Source organism: Serratia sp. 506_PEND (assembly GCF_001076875.1).
Classification (GTDB): Bacteria; Pseudomonadota; Gammaproteobacteria; order Enterobacterales; family Enterobacteriaceae; genus Serratia; species Serratia marcescens.
The window spans coordinates 1-949 of record NZ_JVEL01000447.1 but is presented as its reverse complement, the minus strand read 5'-3'; the positions used below and the strand labels follow the sequence as shown (position 1 = coordinate 949).

The following is a 949-nucleotide window of genomic DNA, read 5'->3' as shown; positions in this document are numbered from 1 at the left end:
GTGATCCAGGAACACATTGACGCCGGTATTTCACTGTGTGACGCGGTGAATTTTATCGTGGAGAAATATGACCTGGTGCGTACTGACCGTCGTGGCTTCAGCGCAGAAACACAATCGCCACTTATCAGCAGTATCGATATACTTCGCGCCCATCGTGCCACCGGGCTGATGAAACGTAGCGGTTACAGAGCCATCACCGATATCACTACCGGGCAATATTCACTGGAGTCCGGGCAATGAAAGTTAGCCTGAACATTGAAGCTGACGCCATCAGCGTACTGGCCCTCAACATGGGCCGCATCGCCGTTGATATCGACGGGATCACGTTGTCCGAACTGATCACGGCACTGAACCAGAACGGCAGCACGTTGCGGATCGCCGACGAACCGAGTGAAGTCATCATTGAAAGCCCGCTACCGCCTTTTACCTCATTGCCCGGACTATGCTGCAGTACCGCGCACATCACGGCTGAAGACAATTCACTGCTGTATACGCTGTCGCATCAGGATACCGATTTTGGCGAGTCCGAATGGCTGCATTACACAGGCTCTGGCTATCTGCTTCGTCTGGGGGCGTGGTCGTTTCCGGTATTGCGGTTAAAACGCCTCGGCCTGTCGAAAGCCTGTCGGCGGTTAGTCATGACGCTCATTCGTCGCTACTCCGTTGGTATCCTTCACCTCGACGCCTTTGGTGAAATACTCCCGGACGTTGAAACCTTCGACTGGTAACCCCCTCTGCTTACTGCGAGGCATTCCCATGCTGGCATTAACCACCTATCCCGACATTCTGATTGACTGGCTGCAGGACATTCGCAATCTCCGTCATCTGCAACACGCCAGAACAAATTAGCCACCGAACCCTACTCATCACACATATAAGCGCCAGCCCTCACCGTCTGGCGCTTTGCTTTATATAAAGGAAAGAAATGATGTCAGAACTTACCCTCACA

At 52.9% G+C, this 949-nt stretch carries 2 protein-coding genes; both read left to right on the top strand.

Features of this window, described 5'->3' with window-relative positions:
- On the top strand, positions 1-240 hold a 240-nt coding region (locus ADK28_RS17365; RefSeq protein ID WP_048796036.1), incomplete at its 5' end, for a TA system toxin CbtA family protein.
- On the top strand, positions 237-728 hold the full coding sequence (locus ADK28_RS17360) for a DUF5983 family protein (RefSeq protein WP_048796249.1): 492 nt from the start codon (positions 237-239) through the stop codon (positions 726-728). The genes ADK28_RS17365 and ADK28_RS17360, both read left to right, overlap by 4 nt.
- The last annotated feature ends 221 nt before the right edge of the window (positions 729-949 follow it).